The sequence below is a fragment of the Parageobacillus thermoglucosidasius genome, from assembly GCF_001295365.1.
Taxonomy (GTDB): Bacteria; Bacillota; Bacilli; order Bacillales; family Anoxybacillaceae; genus Parageobacillus; species Parageobacillus thermoglucosidasius.
Genome location: NZ_CP012712.1, coordinates 284,987 through 310,154, shown reverse-complemented (window position 1 = coordinate 310,154; position 25,168 = coordinate 284,987). Strand labels below are relative to the sequence as shown.

Here is a 25,168-nt window from a genome sequence, read left to right as displayed (position 1 = left end):
CTTTTTGTGCTACTGATGCATAGCGCGGTACAAAAAGGCGGCGAATTGCACGCGGGTGACAGGATCGTTCGGGCCAAACGAGCCATCTGTGCGCCCCGTCGCAATTCCCGCTGCCGCCAGTGCTTGAATGTCGCGAAACGCCCAAAAGCTTGGCGGCACATCGGTAAATGATTTCGCCGCAGCTGGCGGCTGTAAGCGAAATGCTCTCGTCAGCACCGCGGCCAGCTGCGCGCGCGTCAACGTGTCTTCCGGATGAAATTTTCCATTGCTTCCGTTCATAATCCCTTGTTTTTGTACCGCCCGAATCGCTCCAAGCGCCCAGTAGCCGTCCGGCACATCATTAAACGGGACCGAGCGGTCAGACAAATTCAAATCCAGATACTCTGCCAAATACGCGGCGACTTCCGCGCGGGTGATCGGCTCGTCCGGCTTAAAGTAGCTGTCTTCATATCCGATGACAAGCTCTTGTTCCGACAGGGTGCGCACCTCATCGAACGCCCAATGGGACGGGGGAACATCTTGAAACTGCCCCGGCGCCAAGCGGTACGCCAGCACCCGCTTTGCCCCGATATATGTTTTTTTCCAATATGAATCATTCAGTGATGAAATCGTCACACCTTTGGAAGAAGAAGAATGAATAAACCGGTTGTTTCCTATGTATATTCCCGCATGGGAAACTCCTTTTCCGCTCGTATTGAAAAAGACGAGATCACCGACGCGCAAAGCGCTTTTGTCGACACGTTTGCCCATCCGGTACATATCGGTCGCCGTCCTTGGCGTATCAATGCCGATCGACTGGTAGACATGCCGGATAAATCCCGAGCAGTCGAATCCCTTAGCCGTCGTGCCGCCCCACCGGTATGGGACGCCGATGTACTGCTTTGCCGCCGGAACGATGTGATCGTAGTTCACGCTCGCTTCTGCTTGCTCGGCGCGAGCGCCTGCCGCGAAAACGCTCCCGCCGAGCAACAGAGCCAGGACCAATTGCCTGCGCATTTTCTCATCTCCTTTACTCGGGCGAAATTGTACGAATTTTGTCACTATCGCTAGTGTATCATAATCATTTTTTCTGAAACGTTACAGTTTCTTCTCGGAAACATTACAATTTTGTAACAAATTTTCAGTCATACCGCCTGCCAACACCGCATATAGTAATCTTGTTGAAACGAAGGCGCATGATTTGAAAAAAACTCTTGCACGATATGTTATTTTTAGTAGAATATTAGCTAGGAAGAGAATTTTGTGACTGTTTCATAGAAATAAATGCGCAGGAATACATTGACAAGATGCCTATAAAAAACTATACTAGTAATTGTTTAGTAGCTAAATTTAAGAGGATAATGGGAAAAGTGTACATACAGCATGTCTCTTAAATTTAGTTTCCTATATGATAAATTCATTAGTTACACCATAAAAAGGGGAGGAAATAATACAGATGGCTTACCAACCAAAGTCTTACCGCAAATTTTTGGCTGGTTCTGTATCTGCTGCATTAGTTGCGACAGCGGTAGGTCCAGTTGTAGCCAACGCTGCATCGTTCAGTGACGTAAATCCGAACGATTCTCACGCAGCGAACATCAACGCTTTAGTGGAATTAGGTTACATTAAAGGGTTTGCAGATGGCACGTTCAAACCATACCAAAGCATTACCCGCGGTCAAGTAGCGAAAATTTTTGCGCGCATCTTGACAGACCAAGGCTTCCAAGCGCCTGACAAAATCGAACAAGTATTCGACGATGTGCCGCTTGACGCAAAAGACCAAGAATTAGTTAAAGCAGCGGCAATCGTGAAAGCTGCTGGCGTTATGACAGGCAGCCAAGGTAAATTAAACCCTGCTCAAAACATCACTCGTGAGCAAATGGCGAAAGTGCTTGTTGAAGCTTTCGATTTAACAAAACCTGCTGATTTTACATCTAAAATCACTGATTTAGACAAAGCTGATCCGTCATTCCGTGACTACATCCAAACATTAGAAGCAAACGGAGTAACGGTTGTTACTGAATACAGACCAAAAGACAGCGTTACTCGTGCAGCATTTGCTTCGTTTGTTAAACGCGCGTTGGATGTTTCCAGTGTAGTTACAGCAGATGACATCACTGAAGTAAAATTCGTTGATGAAAACACATTAGAAGTAACATTCAACGGCGAATTAAAAGAAGTGAAAAAAGAAGACTTCGCAATCGAAGGTGTTGAAATCGACTCTGTTTCTATCAAAGCGGCAGCATCTGCTGAAAGCAAAACAACGGTTGTTGTCATCAAAACAAAAACGAAATTAGAAGAAGGCAAAACTTACACTATTTCATACAAAGGCAAAACTACTGACAAAGCAAAAGTAGAAGTGCCTGTTGTAACTCCTAAAGTTGAAAGTGTAAGTGCGATTAACGCTAAACAAATTCAAGTTACATTTAATGTGCCTGTTGAAAAAACGACTGCACTAAATAAAGATAACTATAAAATTCAAACTAACACTGATGCATCGCCTGTATCTTTAGCTGCAAAAGATGCATCTGCTAATGTTGAATTATCTGCAGATGGTAAAACTGTAACTATTACAACTTCAACTGACATTAACACTGCATTTGGTGGCATTACTGCAGGTACGCCGTTTAAGTTTACAGTTGAAAATCTAAAGAGTGCTAATGGAAAAGAAATTGAGAAGTATACTACTACTCTAGTTTCTGACGATAAAGTAGCTCCAACACTTGTAAATGTAAAAGCTGAGGCTAAGTCAACTACAACTAAAGTTACTTTGGAATTTAGTGAACCAGTGCAAACAACTGGTGCTATTGCATATGTTGATGGAGAAGCTGCAACTGTTCAAGCTGGTTCAAAACCAAATGAAATTGTTCTTACTACTGCCCAAGCACTAAGTGCTAACAAAACATATTCATTAACATTATTAAACTTTAAAGACTTTGCGGGTAACTTCTTAAAGGAAAATCCGACTACTACTCAGTTTACAGTTGTATCTGATACAGTTGCTCCTGTAGTTCAAGAAGTTAAAGTAGTTCGTGATAATCTAATTGAAGTTACTTTTGATAAGGCAATGGATGTGACTACATTCACTGCTAATACTCGTGTACTTGACTTAAATGGTATTTCAAGAGATGGTGGTATTCTAGCTACAGTGAAACCTAATACTGGTGGAAAGGTTATCCGTTTAGCTCTACAAGGCACTGTTCCATTTAATGACAACAACACATTTGTTGGTACGCTAGTATTAGGGGACGGCATTAAAGATGTGAACGGTAATGCTAAAGTGGCTACTAGCCATAGTATTACTATTACTAAAGATACTGTGCGTCCAATTATTACAGGAACTACGTATGTAGCACCGGGTGGACAATATTCAGGTTTAACTTATGCTAATGGTGCGATTGTTGTTAAATTTAGTGAGGAAGTTGCTTTTGCAACGTCAACTGATATTAAGTTAGTTACATCTACTGGAGTAGATACTTCTACAAGTCTTAATATTGCTAGTAGATCAGTTAACACCAATGATCCTACAGAAGTTATTATTCCATTAACAGGTGGTTTAACTGCTGGAAACTATACGTTACGTATTGGTAACGACGTAGTACAAGATTTATCTACTCAAGCTAACAAAAACGTTGCGGCTACAACTACAGTAAAAGTTGACTCATCTTCTGATACGGTAAAACCTGTAGTAAGTGCTACTCCTGTATCTGTAACAGCTGCAACTAACCAAACTAGTGGTTCAACTATCGTAATTAACATGACTGACAACGTAGGATTAGATCTTGCTACAGTTCAAGATGTGAATAACTACTTATTAAATGGTAAACCACTACCATCAGGAAGTTATATTACTATTGCTCACAACACTGGAAGCTCAGATACAGCTGCAAAAGATATCAATGTAACAATCAATATTCCTGCGCAGTCTATCACTAAAGATGGAAGCTATACACTTAACATTAACAATATTAAGGATAAAGCTGGTAATACAGCAGATCCTAAAGTTGCTACTGTAACATTAAGAGATGATGTTTCTCCTGAGCTTAAGACAGCTACTATTTCTAGCAACGGTCTACTCGTGCTAGGATTTACAGAAGATGTTATTGCTGTAACAACAGGTACATCAGCTGACTTCCAATTCGTAATTAATGGTACGGAAGTTGCAGTTGCAGATAACGCTAATATCGTATCTTTTGCAGATGGTACAGGTACAGACAGCGGTAAATACGTGGTAACCTTCAATGCCCGTGTAGATGCGGGTGCTGATGGTATCGCTACTACTACAGCAGATAACCGTTTATTCCTAGATGTTGACGGTAATGGAGTATACAATTCTGGAGTAGATATCTTAGTTCAAACTGGTACAACTAAGACAGTGGGAACAACTACTCTTGACTTAGCTCTTCTTTCTTCATTAAAAGTTAAAGTAGTTGGTAATACTACTGTAAAAGATACAAGCACTCTTGCTAATCCAATTAAAGTTGGTACTACAATTACTGTTAAGTAATTCAAGGTGTGAAAAGCCCTGTGGAGAGAGATCTCTACGGGGCTTTTATGGCTTTATAATAAATGTTGGGGTTTTCACACAATTTTGGGCCAAAAAAAGACACGCAACTGCACATAACCCTGTCAAGTAGACAATGAAAAAAAGAGTATATTAAGCTGCGGCCTTTTCTCGGTATTCAATCGGGGAAAGGCCGTTTAGCTTTTCTTGAAAACGACTGTGATTGTAAAAATCAATATATTCTTCTATCGCCTGATGCGCCTGTTTGATCGTTTTTGGGCGCACTAAATACAGCTTCTCTGTCTTTAAATGGGAGAAAAAGCTTTCGATACACGCATTATCGTGGCAATTTCCTCTTCGGGAATGGCTTCCTTGAATTTTGAGTTCTTGGGGCTGGTTCTCATAGGATTTTGTCGTGTATTGGAATCCTTGATCCGAATGCAGAAGAGCATTCTTGCTAAATGGCTTCTCCTCTAGTTGTTTCAGAGTATTTAATACCAATTCAAGATCGTTTCTTTCCGATAATTCCCACGCGACAATTTCGTTGTTATATAAATCTAAAACCGCAGACAAGTAAGCAAACGTATCTCCCACACGCACATACGTAATATCTGTTACGAGCTTTTGAAACGAATGGTCGGCGCAGAATTCGCGGTTTAAGACATTCGGAAATACCACAGATCCTCTTCGTCCGTAGAAAGGACGCTTTTTGCGAATTACCGATTGAATTCCCAATTCCCTCATGAGACGCCGTACACGTTTATGGTTTACCATGATTCCTTCCCTAGATAATGCCCTTGTCATTCGTTTATATCCGAAGTATGGATGAATCTTATGAATAGCGAGTAAATGTTCTTTCAACAGAAGATCTTCTTCCAGACGCAACGCCCTTTTGGATCGGTTTTTGCGCCATTTGTAGTATCCAGCTTTGGAAACTTCGCCAATTTGGAGCAGCCATACAAGTGGATGCTTTTTCCGCAGTTCCTCAATAATGAGAAACCTTTCCGCTTTTAAGATCACTCCTTCCCGTGTAGATTTGGATTGCGCTTTTTTAGGTATTCCACCTGCGCTTTCAAATACGCGTTTTCCTCTTCCAAACTGGAAAAATGTTTGCGATTCCACACTCCCCGTTGATCTTTCAATGACTCGCCGCGTTGAACTTTCTTGCCCCATTGCGCAATCTGGGCGTCGCTCTTGATTCCAAAATGTTCGCGGAGCTGCCGATAAGACCAGCCCTCCTCCAACTTCAAACGAACGACTTCCCGTTTCAGCTCTTCGGAATAGGTGTTAAAAGTTTGTCCTTTCTTCGCCATAAAAAATCCCCTCCCAAGTAGACTCTTAAGAACATCATATCAAATGTCCTCTTTTTTCGCTGTCTACTTGTAGGGGATAATACCTAACCCCGTCATTCTTTTATACTTGAATTGTCCAGAAACAAGTAAAAAGAATGGAGTTGCGTGTACTATGAATTCTATTATGAATATCCCAGGATTAAAAGACTGTCAGGTGATAAAAATGGAGGAGCGTAAAGGGGAAATCCTCCTTTATGTGGAAATGGAGCGAAAACCACACCCTTGTCCAAGCTGTGGTGAGCTCACCAACAAAGTGCATGATTATCGATGGCAAAAAGTTCAACATTTAAAGTGGTTTGAACGAATGACGTACATTTGGTACAAACGTCGTCGATATGCCTGTGGTTGCGGAAAACGCTTTTCCGAAAAGAATACATTTGTGAAACGATATCAACGGACATCGATTGAATGGAATCAGGCTGTGTCCGTATGCGCCATAAAGGGGAAGACATTTAAGGAAGTAGGAGATGTTTTCGGAACCTCATCTACGACCATTATGAGGCGATTTGATCAAATCGCTCAAACGGAAGTCAAGCAAGTAGAGTCACACTCCCTCGAGTGATTGCGATTGATGAGTATAAAGGAGATACAAGGGAAGGAAAGTATCAACTAATCATCGCCGATGGGATCACAAAGCAACCCCTAGACATCCTACCGAACCGAAATAAAAAGACGATAAAAGACTATCTTCAAAGGCATGGTCACCACGTTCAAGTGGTCATTATGGATATGAGTCCTTCTTTTAAGGCAGCCGTTCGTGCTGCCCTAGGGAACCCAGTGATCGTGGCGGTTCGCTTTCATTTTTGTCGTTATATTTATTGGGGGATCGATCGAGTTCGGAGGCGTATTCAGCAGCAGTTTCACGACTATGACCGCAAAAAGTGCAAAAGAAAAAGGTACATTTTTTATAAACCTCAAAACACTTTAACCGAAGACGATCAGTGGCATTTAGAACGCTATTTGAATATGTCGGAAGAGCTAAAAAAAGCCTATGAACTGAAAGAGCGTTATCAATCGTGGTTTAACCGAGCGAAAGAGATCGGTCAAGAAAAGATTAAAGAGGTAAAAAAAGAGCTGGAAGTATTTTATCAAATAGTAGATGAATCAGGAATTCCAGAGATGAAACAAGCGATAGAAACGTTTCGAAATTGGCAAGTAGAAATCCTTAATAGCTTTGTGCATGGTCATTCCAACGGCTTTTTGGAAGGAATCAATAATACGACAAAAGTCATCAAGCGAAACGGCTATGGATATAAAAACTTCAAAAGATTTCGAGCAAGAATCTTATTGAGACATCAGTATAAAGGAATGGGTCTACATATTGGATAAGGGGTGGCCTGATTACTTTACCACCCCAACATTTGACGGAGAACCTTTATTTGGATGTATTCTATATCTAGTGTTGAAGTAGAAGAATTCATAAAAATAAAACGGCTTTTATGTAGTGGTATTATCCCCTATTAAGTAGACAGTGAAAAAAGACATTTGATATGATGTTCTTAATAGTCAGTCTACTTGGGAGGAGATTTTTTATGGTGAAGTAAGGATAAACTTTTCATACCTATTCCGAAGAGAGGAAACGGGAAGCGTTCGTTTGAAATTGGTGGAGGGCTGGTCTTATCGGTGGTTCCTCGTACATTTTGGAGTCAAGAGCGATGCCCAGATGGCACAATGGATCGATTAAGAAAGTTTAACACTGCGAGTCATTGAAAGATCAACGGGAAGTGTGGAATCACAAACATTCTTTCGATTTGGAAGAGGAAAACGTATATTGGAAAGCACAGGTGAAATCCCTAAAAAAGCGCGCCAAATCTACATGGGAAAGAGTGTTCTTAAAAGTGGGAAGAAAGGTTTCACATTATGGATGAGCCATGGAAAAATTATCTACTTGCTGATTGCTTCAAATTAGCGAAGTTTCCAAAGCTGGATATTACAAATGGCACAAAAGCCGATCTAAAAGAGCATTTCCTCTGGAAGAAGATCTTCTGTTGCAAGAACATTTTTTACTCGCTATTCATAAAATAGGAACTTCCTGCATGTTATTTAGAGTTGTCTTCGATTGAAAAAAATCTAATCAAGTGATAGAAGTCTTTAAAAAATGGATGACACAAAGCAATGAAAGAATGTAAGGTCTAACTTAGAACAGTTATATCAAGTTATGGATGAATCAGGGCTAGACGAATATCAGTATGAAGTAAACCTTTAAAAGCTGGCAGAAGGAAATCATCAATTCGTATCCCTACACAAACGGTTATTTAGAGGGATTAACAACAAAATGAAAATCATCAAAAACGGATGTCATATGGTATCCGCAACTTTGGCCTGCTCAAAAACGAGGTGTTAGTTCATTGATCTAATTTTCATATAAAAGAGGGGGAATTTCATAACAAGCGCACTCCAACAATCGACATAGAATTTTAATTTTTAATCTACTATATACCCAAAAATTTAGATAAAAAGGGATTATGGATTTGTTTATTTTGTTTAACTAAAACTAAAAATATCCATGAATTTTGTCGAATTTCTTGTTATAATAGAATATGTTGATAAATAATGAAATTTTTGTAGGAAGGTAGACTTGCTTTATGGAAATTAAGGAAGGCCATGTGCGTTATATAGTCATAGGAATGATAATAGTGATTATATTGAGTTTCTGGTATGCCCATATAGCTGGTAAGAAGCAAGACGAGCAATACTTAAAGTCATATAATCAATTCAATCAGGCTGTTCAATTGATGACCAAAAATCAGTTTGCGGAGGCAAAACCACTATTAAAAGAAGTAGAAGAGAAGCACCCTAATTCTGCTCTTGTGAAACGTTATCTTGGGCTGACTCTTGCTAATGCAGGAGAACTAAAGCCAGCAATTACAAAGATGAAAACGGCTTTGAATTTGAATCCATATTTAGTAGAAGATCCGATTTTTATGCTGCAATTTGCAGAAATATTGGTGTTTGCCGGTGAAAAGAAAGAAGCGCGCCTTGTGCTTGAACGTTGCAAAACATTGCCTCCCCCTGCTGACATGCCTGATTATCAGCAAAAGGTTGATGCTTTGGTACAGGAAACTTTGTAAAAGAAAGGGAAGTGAAAAATGAATGATATTTACTACAAGATAACGGTACCTCGCGATGAGCGTGAGGATCAATTATCGCGTGAGCGGGTGGACCGCTGGATTTCCATTGTGTTGCTAGCTACTATTGCGATAGTACCGCTTCTTATTGGCGCTCATGTGACGGAGTTTGTCAGCCCGTTAATTACTGAAAAAAGTTTATTAAATACGGGACCAAGAGGAGAGCTTTTCAACTACTATAAATTTGTGTTTTTATTAATTGCAACTTCTTTGGTTGTCAGTCTGTTCTTATATAAATTACTATTTTTAAACTACAATCTACCTAAAAAGTCAATTTTATGGTTCTTTTTCCTTTTTGCTTTAGGGATCGTTCTATCCACTGTTTTTGCACCATATAAAACACTTGCTTTGTATGGTCAACCAGATCGGTCAGATGGAGCTCTGTCTTATATTTGTTATTTGTTGCTTATGTTTGTAGCAATGCACATTCAGTATCCAAAAAAAGCTGTTTTCTATGTATTGTATTCTCTTTACCCTTTTGTTTTCATCAACTTTACATTGTCAATCATGAATTTTTTAGGACACGATGCACTTACATATAAAGTAGTGAAAAACGCCATAACCGCTTTCTTGCCGGAAGGTGCTAAATTAGCGAAGGGATCACAGTTGTTGGGTACATTGGACCAATGGAACTTTATGAGCGGTATGTTTGGCGTAATGACGGTTATGTATTTAGCTGGTGCGATTGTGGAAACAAATCTGTTCATAAGAATCATTCATACCGTTGCGGCGCTCGTGTCATTTGTCATTGTGTTAATGTCTATTTCAACGAGTGGATTTTTAACAATTATCCTCTTGTTACCGTTCTTATTTTTCTTGGCATTCAAATCAAACAACAAAAAAATCGCCTTAACTTTTATGATAACATTTTTAGTAGCTAGCATGCCGATTTTACATGTGTTAGCATCAAAAAATCCAAGAGTGTGGAGTGAGTCTATCGGTTTTTTTGTAAAAAGTAATCCTTATGAACAAAGGAAGCCGTCAGCGATGGTTCCTGTTCATCCAATAGAAGGTCCTGCGCTTACTTCCAAAGTATACGCTGCCGAAAATGAAGGCTTCTCTTTACCGAAGCTTCCAAAACCGGGCATAGCTGCTGGTTCAGGACGCATCTATATATGGAAAAAAACATTAGAGATCACGATGGATCGTTTCATTGTCGGATATGGTCTTGATACGCTTCCATACCATTTTCCGCAAGACGATATTGAAAAAAGAGCTGGTTTAGGTACGCAAAACGTCATTGTCGATAAACCGCATAACATCTATATCGGTATTTTGTATGGAACAGGTATCATTGGTTTTATCGGTTTTATCGGTCTTGTGCTGATGACATTGTGGAAATTTGGTCAAGAATTTTGGAAGTTTGGAAAAACTCAAAATGCAGTAATCGTGTTGGGTGTTGCATGGATGGCTTATTTAATTCAATCGTTATTTAACGATACATTGCCAGGAACGGCAGCGCCATTATGGGCGATTGTTGGTATGATGCTTGCTCTCATTTATCAGCATGAACAAAATGAAAAAGGGATAGATAGTAAATAAGGGGTAATGTTATGGAGGAAACCATTAGCTTACGGGAATTAGTAGAAATCATTTTAAAAGGAAAATGGTTGATTACTATCATTACGGCAGTTGCCGTACTCATTGCGGCGTTAGCTAGTTTTGTATTGATAGATCCTGTTTATTCAGCGAAAGCAACTGTTTCTGTAAATAATGGATTAGTGCCTGGGAAGCAGCCAGAAGAAATGGATAGCTATTTTAATGAAATCATTACACCGGCCGCTTATATAGAGCGTGTAAAATCGCCGCAAGTTATTGAAGCAGCGATTAAAAAAAGTGGTCTCAAGCAGTACAATATTGGACAAGTTCAATCCAACTTAACCGTTGAAAATGTACAGAATACGAATCTAGTGAATATCAAGTTAAAAGGCACAAACCCTTCTGACGTCAAAAAAATGCTCGATTCCATTTTGCTGGCTGTGAAAGAATCATTATTCACAGAAATTCAAAAAAGAGTTAAAAAAGACAGCGACCATTTTGCTGCACAGGCAAAATTAGAAAAAGAAAAGCTTGAGAGATTGCTAAAAGAGTATCGCCAAAAAGCGCAAGCATTGCAGCTGCCGCCATCGCTTTTACTAGATGCAGTGATTTCTTACAATAATCAGTACATCATTAATTTAGATCAAGAACATTTACAAGGAATTTCATCTATCACAGAAACAGACTTAATTTCTTTAAATGAACTGAGTAATGAAATTAAGTCTGTTTCGGATGTTTATCGCCAATACACATCTAAAGAACAACAATTACAAGCATTTTCGAAAATTTTCTCTGTTGATAATAAAGTATTGATTATTTCAGCGCCAGTCGAGCCTGAAACGCCAGACTCACCTAAACCGTTGCTAAACATCGCCATTGCGCTTGTGGTTGGTTTAATGACTGGTATTGGGGTAGTGTTCTTCCAGCATTATTGGCAGGAGTCGAAGTAATAAGTTCATGTAATGGGCCGTCAGCGACAATCCTTAGTTGATTGACCGGGATGGTCCATTGCGTGAATGTGACATATTTTTACTAAAAAGATACATGAATCATCAGTATTTGCAGTCATTCAAATGTGGATGATTCATTTATCTTTTTATTTTTTATTCGACCAATCTAAAATAAAGGAAGCTTCAGGTGGATTATCAAAAGCGTCTTTCACTATTAATTATTTTAGATTCGATTATTGTTTTATCAGCAATTTATTTCAGTTATTTTCTTTTAAACCCAATACTTCCTATTTTTAGTGTTCCATTATTGTATGTTTAGCTCGATTACATTGCTGGCAAGTCACCATATTTTTGCTTTTATCTTTCGGCTATATCAGCGAGTGTGGGAATATGCTAGCGTTTCAGAACTGATGGCAATTGTGTATTCTGTCACGATTTTTGTAGGCAACAGCGGCAATTATTCAATATATCATTAATCAAGACATATATTTTCGTGTCCTTGCAGTGACATGGATGATTCATATTATTGCTATTGGCGGGTCACGATTGTTTGGAGAGTATACTGCGATCAGTATGTTCACGTATCAAAAAAACAAAAAACGAGCATTGGTTGTCGGAGCTGGAAAAGGTGGCAATGCCGCTGTCCGCCAGCTTTTAAAAAATGAATCATTGATATTGAACCAGTTGCTTTTGTTGACGATGATCCGAAAAAATAACGTCTTTAATTTTATGGAATTACAGTCGAAGGAACGACGAAGGATATTCCGCGCATTGTTGCCGAAAAGAAAATTGACTATATTATCCTAGCCATTCCATCTTTAAAACGAAAGGAAATGCAAGCCATTTATGAACAATGCGTGAAAACGAATGTGAAAACGAAAATTATGCCGATGATTGAAGATTTGTTGACAGGAAAAGTGGAGGTTTCGCAGTTCCGTGAAGTGGAAGTAGAAGATTTGCTTGGTCGCGATCCTGTGGAGTTAGATATTGACAGCATTTCGGAATATATTACGGGTTACACCGTGCTGATCGCGAGAGCAAGAGTATCTATCGGTTCAGAAATTTACTGACAGATATGCACGTTTCAGCTAAAAAAATTGATTCTTCTTGGACATGGGGAAAATAGTATTTACCAAATTTGACATGGAGTTAAAAAATTGCTATCAAGATTTAATAGAAATCATATCTGTTATTGCGGATATTTCGAGATCGAGATTGTATTTTTTGAGGTTATTGGCGAACATGAGCCAGATGTTATCTATCATACGGCAGCGCACAAGCATGTTTTGCTCATGGAATTAGCTCATGGAATTAAATCTGATGGAAGCGGTGAAAAACAATATATTCGGAACAAAAAAACGTCGATGGAGATTGGTATTGAACTTATTGGTCTTCGTTTGGGAGAAAAAATTGTACAAAGAACTATTGAACGAAAATGAAATTTATCCGGAGCAAATTTTCTCAAAAATCCATATTGGAAAAGTATGTGAAGTAGAAGGTGCTGCCTTATATAATCGGTTCATCACCAAATTTTGTGATTTAGTGACAAAAAAGAGAAAGCACTGACGAGATCCTGGCAATAATGTTAGCGGTGAAATAAACATTAAGGAGGTCTCGTAAGTGCTTTCTATACCACTAGGATTGCCAGAATTTAAAGTTATTAAACAAGAACTTCTTTCCTATGGTTATGCGATTCATGTAGAGAAAACAGAGACACAGGAACGTTGCCCTCATTGTGGGTTTGCCACTTCCTCTGTCCACGACAGACGGACAAGAAAAGTACGGGATTTGGCGATTTTCCATCAACCGGTGTACTTGTTCGTAAAGGTAAAGTGCTATCGGTGCTGGAATTGTTCCCAAGTGTTTTCCGCCTCTTTGGAATCGATTCCACCCAATCAACACTACACCAATCGATTTTGTGAGTACTTGTATGAACTTTGTGAAGGCTCCACCATTCAAGAGGTTAGCCGAAAGCACCGCATCCCATATACGACATTGGAACGCATCTATTACTCCATCGCATCGAAAAAAGCAAAAGAGCGCCAAACAGCAACGGAGGTCTCTTCTCCAGAAGGGATGGTGCTTAGCTTAGATGAAATCGCGGTAAAAAAGGGACATCAGTATGAAACCGTATTGATGGATGCCAAAGCCGGATCGGTCATGGGAATGCATGCCGATCGCCAATGTGACTCCGCCATCAACTTGTTGAGCCAAAATGTCCTGTCGAAAGAAATGGTCCAAACGGTGATTCTTGACATGTGGGAACCTTATCATAAGGCGGTTCGCGCCCTGTTTCCATCTGCTTCGATTGTCATCGATAAGTACCATGTGGTTCAAAAAGTGACACAAGCCTTGGATCAAGCAAGAAAGGAATTTTCTCCATTGAAAAAGGCTCGATATCTTCTCTTAAAAGGCTGTGAAAAGCTTCGTAAGGACCAACGGCTTCGATTAGACGATATCTTGGAGGAGTATCCGGTACTTTCCATTGCTTATTATCTGAAAGAGTTGTTTCGGGATTTTTACCGAACCGATGGATATAACGAAGCAAAGGAACGCTTGGAAGAATGGATTAAGTTAGCCAAACAGAGCCCTTTTGCTTCTTTTCAGGAAGCAGCCAACACGCTTGAAAGGTGGAAGGAGCCTATTCTTTCCTACTTTTTGTGCCCATATACGAATGCCCGAATCGAGGGGACGAATCACAAGATCAAAAACATCAAACGCCGGGCATATGGCTATCGAAATCTAGAACGGTTTCGTTTACGTGTATTTCTGGAGTGTACAGGGAACACTACAGGTAGTCAGGCTGCCTAAGCACTCCCTTCTTCCGCTATCGGTATGATAGTTGGTAGAATGGAACCCGTCAAGGAAAGCACTTGACTGTTTCCATTCTACCAACTTCGTGGTCTGTATGCGGAAGAAGGATCCTGACTGATGAACCTATTTCATCCAGCTAACATGTCTCTAGGATTGAGTAGAAATCACAGAAAATGGTGAAGACCCATATAATCTTAATTGAAAAAAAAAGCCTCGATCGAATTAGACAGGACTTGATTGAAATTGCCAACACAAAGGAAAATTTAGATGAGAAAATAAGAGAATTGACTGAATATAAAAAGGGTAGATTACTCCTAAAATATTTAAGGATTATGAAATGATGACTATTTTTGACGATATCTAGTTTCGCCTCGCAATGCCTAGTGGGAAAGTGATCTTCCTCTGTCGAAGTGTAATCATTTCTCGTCGGGGGAACATTTTCTTTACGGCGTTATGATCGGCTCCGTTTTTCGATGTCGGTGATGTCTCCTTACCGTTATCAATGGAGGCACTCGGCCATGCCGTGGGTGGGGACGATGACGGTCTTGCCACCTTAGACGCTAGTCGTCGAGGGTGTGGTGTGAGGGCGGGTTAGATGCCCGGTTTTATATGAATTTAGTTGTGATCTATTGCCGTGAATAGACTAGAACTAAATTCATATTTTTTTGTTATCCATACATAGAAAAGAGGGATTTCATTGAAAAAGGAACGCAAAGCGATCATTCCAGTAGCGGGACTCGGCACGCGCTTTTTACCAACAGCGAAAGCGATGCCGGAAGAAATGCTTCCGATCGTCGATAAACCAACGATTCAATACATCGTCGAAAAAACGCCTCTGGCATCGAAGATATTATCATCGTCACAGGGAAAGGAAAACGCGCGATCGAAGACTGTTTCGACAACGCGTTTGAACTGGAACAGCTCTTAAAGCAAAAAGGAAAACTAGATGTGCTGGAAAAAGTAAAAGAACCATCAAAAGTCGATATTCACTACATACGCTAAAAAGCATCGAAAGGGCTTGACCATGCCGTTTGATGTGCATGTAACTTTATCGGTGACGAACCGTTTGCTGTTCTCTTGATGATGACATCGTTCAAGCGGAAACACCTTGCCTTAAAACAGTTCATCGACCAATATGAACAAACATTTAGCTCTGTTATCGGCGTCAAACGTGTTCCAGATGAGGGAAAACACTGCTACGGCATCATCGCCCCACTCGAACAACACGGACGCCTCTACCAAGTTCGTCGATTTGTCGAAAAACAAGCACTAGGCATGCTCATCGAACTTAGCGATTATGGGGAGATACCTATTCACACTGGAATTTTTATTCCTTGAGAAACAAGAAGCTGATGACGAGGGAGAAATCCAGTTCACCGACGCGATTCAAAAGCTGAACGAAATCCAGCGCGTCTTCGCTTACGAATTTGAAGGCAAGCGCTACGACGTCGGCGAGAGGCTCGGTTTTATCAAAACGGCGATTGAGTTTGTGGTGCAGATGAGGAGTTAAGAGAAGATTTGATTCAATTTATGAAACAAGTTCTTAAAAGAGAAAAGGACTTCTGTAATCAATATTTGGGAGGCGAGATAGAAAGTGGGGGTTGGCTCCGAAAAAAAAAATGATTTTTTTAAGGAGTATGCAGTTGCAATAGATACGCAGTACATAATAAGAAATCAAAAAACAAATTTAAAATATTATCCGTATGTAAAGCGCTTTTTAGATATATTGTTGTCATTATTGGCATTACCAATTGCTATTCCTATTATTTTAATTTTTGCTATTATTATTAAACTAGAAACACCTGGTCCAGCGTTTTTTCTACAGGAGCGGGTGGGCTTACATGGAAAGTATTTTAAAGTTATCAAATTACGTTCCATGGGAGTAAACGCAGAAAAGAATGGAGCACAATGGGCGACAAAAAATGACCCTCGTGTTACGAAAGTAGGAGCGTTTATTCGAAAAACGAGAATTGATGAACTTCCACAATTATTTAACGTGTTGAAAGGCGATATGAGTTTAATCGGTCCAAGACCGGAAAGACCGATGTTTACTGCACAATTTAATAAGGAAATCCCAGGCTTTATTGATCGTTTGCAAGTAAAACCCGGAATAACAGGATGGGCACAAGTGAATGGGGGATATGACATTACCCCTAGAGAAAAATTGGAGCTAGATCGTTATTATATTAATAATATAAGCTTTTGGCTCGATCTTAAAATTATTTTGAAGACCATAAAAGTTTGTATAACAGGTGATGGTGCGAGATAGAAAAAGAATTAAATTTATAAAAAGTTTGTTAAAAAAGTAAAAAATAATGTGTAAGAGGAACTAAAGCCATTTTATTTATTATGATGACAGTAATAAATAAAACGACAAACAAAACGAAATTTTTCGCCGTCCGTTTCATGAAAACCCTCGACAGCTTCAATCTGTTATTCAAAAAGCGAATCCAAGTCGGCACGCTCGTCAAAGACGGTATAATCTTTGTCTTGGACATGGGCGAGTCGGGCATAATCGTCGATCTCATGAAAAACCTGATTAAACTATCCGGATATATCTTCGAAGAGATCGGTATGGAATTTATCGGCATTCGACCGAGGAAAAGCTATTTGAAGAGATACTCAATGAAAACCGAGATCCATCCGGAGTAGGTGCTAACGAAAATATTTATTGGAAGTCAACGATGGCGGATGCGAAAATTTTTCACGACTTTATGAAGGGTTTGAAAAAGATGGCTAGAGAGGAGGTTAGAGAAAAATTGTTGGAGACCGTAGATAATCCATCGGCGTTTTTTTTCAAGTGCTTCTGTGGGATAATGAAATAATAATTGTTATTATTTTGTTTGGTATTAGACTATGTCATAAAATTGCACAATTATTAATTAAATTCATTTTTTTCCTTAAATCCTGTTGAGTTAAAGAAATTTTAATAATAATTTTTTTCGTAAATATAGCAGTAGTCTAACTATATTCAATTAACTTTAAGCGAGCTAGGGATGTGAATATGAATCTAATATTAAAAAATGCAACCTATTTGTTCACGAGTAATGTAATTGTAAGGCTACTTTCTGCTTTGACGTCAATTTTAGTTGCCAGGTATCTAGGAGCTAATGACTACGGAATACTTAGCTTGGCTTTAGCAATATCCAGCATTGCAGGTTATTTTACCGATATGGGTTTATCACATACTTTTATTAGAGAGGCAACAAAAGATGATAAAGTCGATTTAGTAAGTTTAGTAGGTGGTCATTTTAAGCTCAGAATAATCTTTGGAGTTATTGTTTCTATTATTCTTTATATAATAGTGGAACTATTATATAAGGATCCATATGTAAAAAAGGTTATTTATTTAATGGTTTACCCTACAATAGTAGGAGCTGCAATGCAAGGGATAGGGGCTACTTATTTTCAAGCTGTACAACAAATGCATTATACAGCCCTTATTAGATCTCTATCGGGAGTAATAACAGCAGCTACTTTGATTTTAGGCCTAATTTTTAAATGGTCCTTGCCATTGTTGTCATTTATTTACGGATTTTCGAGTTTATTTGGGGGATTTTTTAGTATTTTGTTATTATCAAGAAAGATCAGTTTATTTAGAGGGTGGAACTCTAATTTACTACACGATCTATTAAATTTTACATTAGGTGGTTTATTAGTAATGATATTACCTCAGGTTCCACTTATTATCTTAGAAAAGGTGACCAATTTTGAACAAGTTGGCTATTTTTCTGCTGCTTATCGGATTCCTTCTATTCTCTACCAAGTACCGGGAGTGGTGGCTGCTGCTTTTTATCCTGTTTTGTTTAGGTATGGATCAAATAGGGAATATGATAAACATCTGGAAATGGCGATTATAGAAGCCAAGACTATGACTTTACTAGGTGGATGTATGGTGCTTCCATTTTTATTGTATTCAAATTGGTGGATAAATATTTTATTTGGTGCACACTGGGAGAAAGTTGCTTCTTTGCTTTCTATTGTTTGTATTGTAGTTTTACTACAATCAATTAATTATCCACTTGCTGATTCGTTAACAACAAAAGGTTATCAAAAAAAGAGAACTTTTGTAATGTTTATTACTTTAATAGTCGCTATTTTTTGTTGTTATTATCTAGGGAAAGCACTTAATTCCTTAGGGGGTGCATTAGCTGTTGTTGTTATAGAATTGTCATTGCTAATCGGTTTAGTATTGTTTAATAAAAAACATGGTGTTTTGATATTACAAAGAGGATTTTTGTATAACCTGGTTGTTCTACTGATTGTTATTTTTTTAGGAATATTATTAAAAGATTATATTCATCCATTAGTAGGTAGTTTGTTTTTTGTTTTGATATTTGTATTCTTGGTTCTTGTGTTAGATAAGCAGTTACGTTCTTTATTAATAGTTAATATTATGTTTAAAGAGTATAAAAAAAGAAGCAAATGTTGACTGTTTTAATGGTTATATTAAAACTATAGAAGAACCATCTTTATTTGTTATATGTGTAAAAGGTATAAAGACAGTTGTATAATAATAGTTTGATTTAGAATGGGAGTGTTATTTTTGGTTAAAGTTAGTGTAATTATCCCGGCCTATAATGTAGAAAGTTATATTGAAAGATGTTTAACTTCTATAGTTAATCAGTCGCTGGAAGAAGTTGAAATAATAATAATTAATGATGGTTCTACAGACAATACCTTAAACGTTATCAATAAATTTTGTAGCTTCGATAATAGAATAAAGATAATAAATTCAAAAAACAGTGGGGTTTCAGCAGCAAGAAATTATGGATTGTCTCAATCAACAGGAAAATATATTTTTCAAATAGATGCTGATGATTGGATTGAGACAAATGCATTAAAGGAGATGTATGAGGCAGCTGAGGAGAGTAATGCTGATATTGTTATTGCTAATGCATATGTCGACTATGATAATGGGAAGATGGTTCCTCTTATAGATGGAAAATTAACCTGTGATGATCCACTTAAAGATTTCTTAATTGGAAATATTATACCTTGTGTTTGGACAAAGTTATATAGGAGAAGTCTATTTATTTCTAATAATATAGGATATTGTGAGAAGGTTCGAATTGGTGAAGATTTATTAGCTAATTTTTTTCTGATTCTACATGCGAAAAAAATTATGAAAATAGAAAAATTCTTTTTGCATTATATACAGAGACAAGGAAGTGCAATGAACTCTTATCGGGAGAGTATGTATGATATTTATATTGTATTAAATAAAATCGAAGAATTTTTAAAGAAAAATAATCTTTATGAAAAATATAAAAATGAGTTCCTTTATCTAAAATATATGCATACTTACTATTACAGAGTTGTGATGTTTTCTAATCTAAGTTCTATTCATAAAGATTTTTATAATAATTGGAAAAAGGAAAAAGATTGTTATTTGGGTAATAATTATATTTCAGAATTTTTAATGAGAGAGAAATACAGAAATAGAGTTTTGGAAAAATTATATAGAACAAATTACTTTCTGGGTTTAACCTTTGGAATATTAAAAAAATTGCTGCGGTAAGGGTTGAAAAACTGGACTCAGATTCAATCGTAAGTATACAAGATATATATTGTGTTGAAATTCTTCCTATCGTGGTCATACAAAAAATGTAGCAATAGTTCTTTGAAACAGTAATATCATGTACTCATTTCACTCATGAAGTGCGAGTGCTGATTTTGAAGGGAATGCATGATTACTAATTTTAGATAGCGAATGCCTAAAATCCTTATTTCTTTAATCACTTGACATCAAGGGAGAATGTAGGGAGAGGTGGAACTTCCCGAAGTTCACAAGCATGTCGGAAGTAGTGAAAGCTATGCAAGGTGTTGACTGACAGTCGCCAAGAATTGGTGGCAAAATAGGCTTTTAAAAAACATGTAACAAAGATTTCCTTTCTTGGAATTAGTAATCATTCTTTTATATAAGGTGTTTCTGACAAAGGGAGTTAATGGATGTATCAAATAAAGGCTCTAATAGGGAGTTAACTTCATCGTAAATTGCATGTTCGTCAAATTGAAAATTGTAATAGTATTCACCTCTTATAGTTGATTTTGGTCACTGTATCTGACTTCTAAAGAGAGGGTCTTTTACGCCCAATTTATATATGAATTGTGTATTTCTCAATTTATGTTAGCGAGTGGTATAGGCAATGTTAGTATATTTTTTAGTTATTTTAATAACCTATTTAACAGCTTTAATGATAAAGTTCAAAAATCTAACAAAAAAATGGACATTTTTAGATATATTCATATTATTGATTTTAATAATTTTTTCAGGAATTAGATTTAATGTTGGTACAGATTATGAAATATATTATTTTATATACAATAATATTGTATCAAGTAATTTTAGTCTTGATGATTATAATGCTACGACCCAAGAATTTGGTTACTATGTATTAAGTTGGATAACAAAAAGAATTTCGGATAGCCCATATGGAATTTTCTGGGCAAGCGCGTTTTTAACGTATATACCAATTTATGTGAGGATAAAAAAGGATTCTAAAGACTTTGCTTTTTCAATATTACTTTTTTTTCTTTTAGGTCTTTATACGGGGCCTTTCAATACCATTAGGCAATGGATAGCCATCGCTATTAATTTTTATTCTCTTCAATATGTAAATACGGATAAAAAGAAATTTCTATTATTTAATATAATAGGATCCCTATTCCATTCAACTTGCATTATTGCAATGATCATCCAATTAATAGCAAAAAAAGTAAAACCAACATTTACAATGCTTATTGGTATATTGATTTTTGGTATCGTGTTTGTAATGCTTTTTGGAAGAATGTCTTTTTTATTTGAAATATTATCTAATATAAATCCTAGATATACTGTTTACTTCGAACCTCAGCCTGGAGGAACAGGATCAATATTATTATTTGTATTGAGAGTAATTATAGTATTATACCTTCTTTTCTTTACTAAGTATAATGAATATCAGTATGAGAAAACCTTATTAATGATATCTTTGTTTTTTATGATGTTGGGATTTTATAACGTTTTTGTACAGAGGATGGAAGCTTATTTTGGTATTGTTTTGGTTTTATTGTTGCCCAATATTCTATGTCGAATGAAATCCATAGAAAGGTGGATGTATAAATATTACTTTACAATAGTCTTTTTAGTGGTTTTTATTTTTTCTTTAATTTTTTATGCTAATCTAATCCCATATAAAACTTATATAATGTGAGGTATAGGAAATGAATGTGAAAGTTTCCATAATTATGGGTATATATAACTGTGAAAAAACTTTGAATGAATCCATAGATTCAATATTAAATCAAACATATGATAACTGGGAATTAATTATGTGTGACGATGGATCTACAGATAATACGTATCAAATTGCACTTGAATATTCTAGAAAAGATAAGCGAATACAGGTAATTAAAAATGGAAAAAATATGGGGTTAGCGAAAACATTGAATAATTGTCTAGAAATAAGCACGGGCGAATATATAATGCGCCATGATGGCGATGATATTATGGTAAGAGATAGAATAGAAAAACAAATCAAATTTATGAATACCCATGATTGTGATGCATGTGGGGCGGGTGCTTATGTATTTGATGAAAAGGGTGTATGGGGTATTCGGCAACCCCCTATGTTACCAGACAAAAGATGTATGATTGTAAGTGCACCTTTTATTCATCCTACTGTTATTATGAAGAAAGAAAGTTTGCTTCGTGTTGGTGGATATTCAGATACCAAGTTAACAAGGCAACGTCTTGAAGATTATGATTTATGGATTAAATTTTTCGAACATAATTTTATATTGAAAAATATTCAGGAACCTTTAATTTATTATAGAGAAGATAGGAATGCTTATAGTCGGAGGAAGAAAAAATTTAGACTAGCTGAAACAAGTGCAAGATTAGATGCTTGTAAGAGATTAAATATTCCCTATTCTCAAAGAATCTTTGCTCTAAAGCCTTTAGTAGCGATGGTTATTCCGAATAGTATTATGAGATATTATCATACAAAAAGAGCAAAAATATAAAAATTTGCAGATGTAACAGATAATCGGTGTAGTAAACAGAGTTTTATTATTTCGTTTAATTGCTTACATACGTTAAAATATGTGTATTGTAAGGTTCGAAGAGAGAGTAACTAGATTATAAAATTAGCAGAATGATGTTAATCTAACTCAAAATTTGGAATATGCTCCTAAGTTGTGCGTTAGAGGTGATTTTTTTGGTAATTTATTGCTGTATTAGGAATATTTAATTTATCGATCTTTAATTAATTTGTATAAAAATAGATTTGATAATCACGTGCTTCCATAGAGAGGAGCAATATTTCTGGTATGATGTCATAATTGTTGGATTATCCAAAATTATATAGGACCATATGTGTCTAAAGCAGCGAATAGCTAGTTATATACCGTATACTTCTGTGGGAGTCGGTACATTCAGTAGTATGCTTGTTCATGAAGAGCATCTTTTTCCTGTGTTTGGTTTGGTTTGGTGATACTCACACATTCTGCAGGAAAAGTGCTTTTTTTACTATACACGACTGTCTGTATTTTGTTAGTTAGTCAATGCGCTTGATAATAATATCTTTCTGAAATTTATACCGTATGCTATGCATAGGCGAAAATAAAGGTTCATCACCAAATTTTGTTTTAGTTGCAAAAGGGAGAAGACACTGGCGAGATCTTGGCAATAATGTTAGAGGCGAAATAAACATTAAGGAAGTCTCGTAAGTGCTTTCTATACCACTAGGATTGCCAGAATTTAAAAATTGTTAAACAAGAACTTCTTTCATATGGTTATGCGGTTCATGTCCTGTTTCTGACTGCTTTTTTGATTGTCATCGATAAGTACTATGTGGTTCAAAAGATGACATAAGCCTTAGATCAATCATGAAAAGAGTTCCCACAGTTGAAAAAGGTTAAATTCCTTCTGTTAAAAGGGTATGAAAAACTTCGTAAGTTTCGATTGAACGATATCTTGGAGGAATATCCCGCTCTTTCGATTGCTTATTATCTCAAGGAGCTATTTCGAGATTTCTATTGAACCGATGAATATGACCAAGCAAAGGAATGCTTGAAAGAATGGATTTTGTCAGCGAAGCAAAGCACTTTTGTCTCTTTTCAGTAAGCAGCCAATACCCTTGAAAGATGGAAGGAGCCTATTCTTCAATACTTTTTGTGCCTGTATACGAATGCTCGAATGGAAGAAACCAATCACAAGATCAAAAACATCAAATGCCGGGCATATGGTTATTGAAATCTAGAACGATTTCATCTACGTGTATTTTTGAAGTGTACAAGGAAAACTATAGGTAGTCTGGATGTCTAAGTATACACTTCTTCCGCTATCGCCATGATAGTTGGTAGAATGGAACCCGTCAAGGAAAGCACTTGACTGTTTCCATTCTATCCACTTCGTGATCTGTATGCGGAAGAAGGATTATGTCTAATAAGCATATTTCATCCAGCTAACATGTTTCTAGGATTGAGTAGAAATCACAGAAAATGGTGAAGACCCAAAATAAATAATGGTATATAGGAGGGACAGAAGTTTGTATGAAAATAGTCAACAGAAAAGGATACTTCACATTGTAGGCGGGATGAATCGTCGTGGAACGGAGATTATGATAATGAATCTCTATCGGGTTATAGATCGAGACAAAATTCAATTTGATTTTGTTTATTTTAATAATAGAGAAAATGATTTTGATGTTGAGATAAGGCGAATGGGCGGGAGAATTTTCCGCGTACCTTCCCCAAGAGAAGTAGGGGTTATACGTTTTATTCATAATTTAGTAAAAGTCATAAGGGAAAATGGACCCTTTAGTGCTGTTCATGCTCATACACTACATAATATAGGACTTGCTTTATTGGCTGCTAGAATTGCAGGGGTTACTTGCAGGATCGCCCATTCTCACAGTACGAAGGCTACTGAAGATACTTTGATTCATAAGGTTTATCAAATTGTTATGAAATTACTAATAAGGTTTAACGCAACACATCTTCTTGCCTGTGGAAAAGATGCAGGTCACTTTCTCTTCGGGAAAACTTTCGACAAAAAAGGAATCGTATTTCCAAATGCGATAGACTTGTCTGAGTATTATTGTCTTAACAAAGAAGATGCTAAATTTATACGAAAAATGTTTGGCATATCTGAGGAAACACTAATCATAGGCCAAGTGGGAGCGTTAAAAAAGGTTAAAAATCATAAATTTTCTATTGCAATTGCTCGTAAACTTAAGGACAATGGTATAGATTTTAAAATGATGTTTGTTGGAGACGGTGAAATGCGTCAGGAATTAGAGCAACAAGCAGTCTTGGAAGGTGTAAGTGATAAAATTCTTTTTCTTGGGGTGCGTTCCGATATCCCTAACTTATTGAATATGTTCGACGTGCTTATTATGCCATCTATATATGAGGGGTTGCCAGTGTCTCTTGTTGAGGCTCAGGCAGCTGGAACACCGTGCGTAGTTTCTGATGTAATAACACCGGAGGTAGATTTGGGGCTTAATCTTATAAGTTTTGTTAATCTTGGTGACGAATTGGACCGTTGGGAGTATGAAATTCTCAAGCAGAGTCAGATTCAAAGACCGAGTAAAGATATTATTTTAAGGGCTTTTAGAAAAAAGGGATACGATGTCGTTGAAAGTGTTAAAAGTCTTCGGAAAATATACAGTATTTAATATTGGCGATAACAAATAGTGAATATAAGATTTAACTAGCAAAGAAATGATAGTATTGCTAAAAGAAAATTTATTTCTCCAAACATTGTAATATTCGATAGCAAAATTATAACAGTTCCTCTCTTAGCGGTTTGATTTGGTCGCTTTATTTAAATTCCAAGTTAAGGGCTTGGAACTTTTTTCATCTATACGTGAATAATGCGTTTTACAACATGTTTAGAAAAAGAGAAAGTAGTGA

Annotated in this window: 17 protein-coding genes and 4 pseudogenes; 19 read left to right on the top strand and 2 right to left on the bottom strand. The window is 37.0% G+C overall.

Translation table 11 applies throughout. From position 1 onward, the window contains the following. Positions 1–9 precede the first annotated feature (9 nt). The gene (locus AOT13_RS01525; protein ID WP_045844652.1) at positions 10–996 is read right to left on the bottom strand and encodes a C40 family peptidase; all 987 of its coding nucleotides are present in this window, start codon (positions 994–996) and stop codon (positions 10–12) included. A 439-nt stretch (positions 997–1,435) separates the two neighbouring features. Between AOT13_RS01525 and AOT13_RS01520 the strand changes: the two genes are divergently transcribed. Further along, on the top strand, positions 1,436–4,486 hold the full coding sequence (locus tag AOT13_RS01520) for an S-layer homology domain-containing protein (RefSeq protein ID WP_045844651.1): 3,051 nt from the start codon (positions 1,436–1,438) through the stop codon (positions 4,484–4,486). Positions 4,487–4,636: 150 nt separating this feature from the next. Here AOT13_RS01520 and AOT13_RS19855 read toward each other — a convergent pair. Further along, positions 4,637–5,796 (bottom strand): IS3 family transposase gene (locus tag AOT13_RS19855; RefSeq protein WP_097948914.1). Its coding sequence is split into 2 segments (ribosomal slippage): positions 4,637–5,538 and positions 5,538–5,796, totalling 1,161 coding nucleotides; the frame shifts between segments, so codons are not numbered across the junction. Between the two features lie 151 nt (positions 5,797–5,947). Here AOT13_RS19855 and AOT13_RS01505 point away from each other — a divergent pair. From AOT13_RS01505 to AOT13_RS01430, 18 genes and pseudogenes are all read left to right on the top strand, one after another. Continuing rightward, positions 5,948–7,164 (top strand): annotated as a pseudogene (locus AOT13_RS01505) (ISL3 family transposase). A 221-nt stretch (positions 7,165–7,385) separates the two neighbouring features. Beyond that, positions 7,386–7,859: pseudogene (locus AOT13_RS20880) on the top strand (IS3-like element ISBth8 family transposase); the annotation flags it as partial. A 561-nt stretch (positions 7,860–8,420) separates the two neighbouring features. After that, complete coding sequence (locus AOT13_RS01500; protein WP_035501699.1) at positions 8,421–8,906, top strand: tetratricopeptide repeat protein; 486 nt, start codon at positions 8,421–8,423, stop codon at positions 8,904–8,906. An 18-nt stretch (positions 8,907–8,924) separates the two neighbouring features. After that, a complete protein-coding gene (locus AOT13_RS01495) occupies positions 8,925–10,505 on the top strand; it encodes an O-antigen ligase family protein (protein ID WP_003247843.1) in 1,581 nt (526 codons plus the stop codon). A gap of 11 nt (positions 10,506–10,516) precedes the next feature. Continuing rightward, positions 10,517–11,452 carry a Wzz/FepE/Etk N-terminal domain-containing protein gene (locus tag AOT13_RS01490; RefSeq protein WP_035501701.1) on the top strand — a complete coding sequence of 312 codons (936 nt, stop codon included), beginning with the start codon at positions 10,517–10,519 and terminating at the stop codon, positions 11,450–11,452. 513 nt (positions 11,453–11,965) lie between these two features. Beyond that, entirely contained in the window at positions 11,966–12,259 is a 294-nt protein-coding gene (locus tag AOT13_RS19850; protein ID WP_157776776.1) for a hypothetical protein, read from the top strand. A 62-nt stretch (positions 12,260–12,321) separates the two neighbouring features. Then, positions 12,322–12,522 (top strand): hypothetical protein, encoded by a 201-nt coding sequence (locus AOT13_RS20875; RefSeq protein ID WP_232511555.1) that lies wholly within the window; start codon positions 12,322–12,324, stop codon positions 12,520–12,522. A gap of 87 nt (positions 12,523–12,609) precedes the next feature. Continuing rightward, the gene (locus tag AOT13_RS19840) at positions 12,610–12,891 is read left to right on the top strand and encodes a hypothetical protein (protein WP_050946910.1); all 282 of its coding nucleotides are present in this window, start codon (positions 12,610–12,612) and stop codon (positions 12,889–12,891) included. 181 nt (positions 12,892–13,072) lie between these two features. Beyond that, a complete protein-coding gene (locus AOT13_RS01470) occupies positions 13,073–14,263 on the top strand; it encodes an ISL3 family transposase (RefSeq protein ID WP_060678123.1) in 1,191 nt (396 codons plus the stop codon). A gap of 700 nt (positions 14,264–14,963) precedes the next feature. Continuing rightward, positions 14,964–15,889: pseudogene (locus AOT13_RS01465) on the top strand (UTP--glucose-1-phosphate uridylyltransferase). After that, entirely contained in the window at positions 15,861–16,535 is a 675-nt protein-coding gene (locus AOT13_RS01460) for an exopolysaccharide biosynthesis polyprenyl glycosylphosphotransferase (protein ID WP_080938519.1), read from the top strand. The pseudogene AOT13_RS01465 and the gene AOT13_RS01460 overlap by 29 nt, the downstream one beginning before the upstream one ends. Before the next feature lie 80 nt (positions 16,536–16,615). After that, positions 16,616–16,918, top strand: a complete 303-nt coding sequence (locus AOT13_RS21340; protein WP_035501702.1) for a polysaccharide biosynthesis protein — start codon at positions 16,616–16,618, stop codon at positions 16,916–16,918. Positions 16,919–17,270: 352 nt separating this feature from the next. Next, the gene (locus AOT13_RS01450; protein WP_003247848.1) at positions 17,271–18,698 is read left to right on the top strand and encodes a flippase; all 1,428 of its coding nucleotides are present in this window, start codon (positions 17,271–17,273) and stop codon (positions 18,696–18,698) included. Between the two features lie 114 nt (positions 18,699–18,812). Further along, complete coding sequence (locus tag AOT13_RS01445; protein ID WP_003247850.1) at positions 18,813–19,787, top strand: glycosyltransferase family 2 protein; 975 nt, start codon at positions 18,813–18,815, stop codon at positions 19,785–19,787. 628 nt (positions 19,788–20,415) lie between these two features. After that, positions 20,416–21,462 (top strand): EpsG family protein, encoded by a 1,047-nt coding sequence (locus tag AOT13_RS01440; RefSeq protein WP_003247852.1) that lies wholly within the window; start codon positions 20,416–20,418, stop codon positions 21,460–21,462. 10 nt (positions 21,463–21,472) lie between these two features. Next, entirely contained in the window at positions 21,473–22,273 is an 801-nt protein-coding gene (locus AOT13_RS01435) for a glycosyltransferase family 2 protein (RefSeq protein WP_003247854.1), read from the top strand. 766 nt (positions 22,274–23,039) lie between these two features. Beyond that, positions 23,040–23,576: pseudogene (locus tag AOT13_RS21280) on the top strand (ISL3 family transposase); the annotation flags it as partial. Between the two features lie 223 nt (positions 23,577–23,799). Then, positions 23,800–24,930, top strand: a complete 1,131-nt coding sequence (locus AOT13_RS01430; RefSeq protein WP_003247856.1) for a glycosyltransferase family 1 protein — start codon at positions 23,800–23,802, stop codon at positions 24,928–24,930. Positions 24,931–25,168: the final 238 nt, after the last annotated feature.

Coding starts and splice junctions, on each gene's coding strand:
- AOT13_RS01525 (WP_045844652.1), bottom strand. CDS start 996: ATGCGCAGGCAATTGGTCCTGGCTCTGTTGCTCGGCGGGAGCGTTTTC.
- AOT13_RS01520 (WP_045844651.1), top strand. CDS start 1,436: ATGGCTTACCAACCAAAGTCTTACCGCAAATTTTTGGCTGGTTCTGTA.
- AOT13_RS01500 (WP_035501699.1), top strand. CDS start 8,421: ATGGAAATTAAGGAAGGCCATGTGCGTTATATAGTCATAGGAATGATA.
- AOT13_RS01495 (WP_003247843.1), top strand. CDS start 8,925: ATGAATGATATTTACTACAAGATAACGGTACCTCGCGATGAGCGTGAG.
- AOT13_RS01490 (WP_035501701.1), top strand. CDS start 10,517: ATGGAGGAAACCATTAGCTTACGGGAATTAGTAGAAATCATTTTAAAA.
- AOT13_RS19850 (WP_157776776.1), top strand. CDS start 11,966: ATGATTCATATTATTGCTATTGGCGGGTCACGATTGTTTGGAGAGTAT.
- AOT13_RS21340 (WP_035501702.1), top strand. CDS start 16,616: ATGATGACAGTAATAAATAAAACGACAAACAAAACGAAATTTTTCGCC.
- AOT13_RS01450 (WP_003247848.1), top strand. CDS start 17,271: ATGAATCTAATATTAAAAAATGCAACCTATTTGTTCACGAGTAATGTA.
- AOT13_RS01440 (WP_003247852.1), top strand. CDS start 20,416: ATGTTAGTATATTTTTTAGTTATTTTAATAACCTATTTAACAGCTTTA.
- AOT13_RS01435 (WP_003247854.1), top strand. CDS start 21,473: ATGAATGTGAAAGTTTCCATAATTATGGGTATATATAACTGTGAAAAA.